Raw genomic sequence first — 1,020 nt, 5'->3', positions numbered from 1 at the left:
GCCCGCACGAGCTCCTTGAACCCCGCCTCATCGAGCTCGCCCCCCTCCCGCAGATCGATCACCCGCCGCGTGTTCCCCTCCAGCCCGGAGTTGAAAACCCCACGCGGATCAGGCAACCGAGCCCCCTTGGCGAAGGTGACCTTCACGATCTCCTTGTACGTCTCCCCCGTACACACCATCCCGTCGTGGTACCACACCGGCACCCCACGCCACTTCCATTCCTCGACGATCCCCGGATCCGCCTCGTGCACCAACTCCCGAATCCGCGCCAGCACCTCCCCCCGCCAATCCCCCAACTCCGCGATCCGCTCATCGATCCGCCGCCCAGCCGAACCCTGATCACCCGTCACAGTCATCACCGGTCGCTCTCGTCGTCGTCACCCGCCTGATCCCCGAGTATCCCCCGACCCCGCCGAGATCCCGGTCAGGCCTGCTCGAGCATGTCGAACGGAATCGTCACCTCGACCGGTTCGTCGAGCAGGAGAACTCTGCGATGGACGGTGTGTGCGCGGTAGCATCGTCCGGACCAATCGAGGCGATACTCCTCGATCTCCTCGATCCGCTCCTCCTTCTGATCGAGCCTGACGATGAGGTAGCGCGGGATCCCCGCAGCCGCGTACTGGATCCGTTTGTCGGTGATGTCTGCGTCGATGGTCGATTCCGACGTCACCTCGACGACGAGCAGAAGGTGATCCCGCACAGAGTTGACGTCGTAGGGCTCGCAATCGCGGATCCAAACATCGGGATAGCGAATGTTCAACCGCCGGTCGGCTGCCGACGAATCGGCATCGGCGAACCGTGCCGCGACGTCGGAATCCACGACCATGCACGGCCCGCCGGCACGTCGACCCGCCTCCAGCAATCCCGCGAGCCGCCGCACGACCCGGCTGTGCAGCGGACTCTGCGCCATCATCCGCACAACCCGGCCGTCGACGATCTCGATGTCGCCCCACTCGTCCGCGGCTCCGTCCAGGAAGGCCTCAGCGGTCAGTCGCTGCTCACGCTGCTGATCGGGCGGGC

Annotated in this window: 2 protein-coding genes; both read right to left on the bottom strand. The window is 65.9% G+C overall.

Annotated features, from left to right (window positions below):
* On the bottom strand, nt 1-356 hold a 356-nt coding region (locus ACWDNU_RS47205), incomplete at its 3' end, for a DUF1801 domain-containing protein (protein WP_449673628.1).
* Between the two features lie 68 nt (nt 357-424).
* Nucleotides 425-1,020 (bottom strand): Uma2 family endonuclease (locus ACWDNU_RS47200; RefSeq protein ID WP_449673627.1); only part of this gene is annotated, 596 nt, incomplete at its 5' end.

It is taken from the genome of Amycolatopsis sp. NPDC003676, from assembly GCF_053587275.1.
Note: the sequence above shows the minus strand (reverse complement) of the source record. Positions and strands in the feature narration are given on the sequence as shown.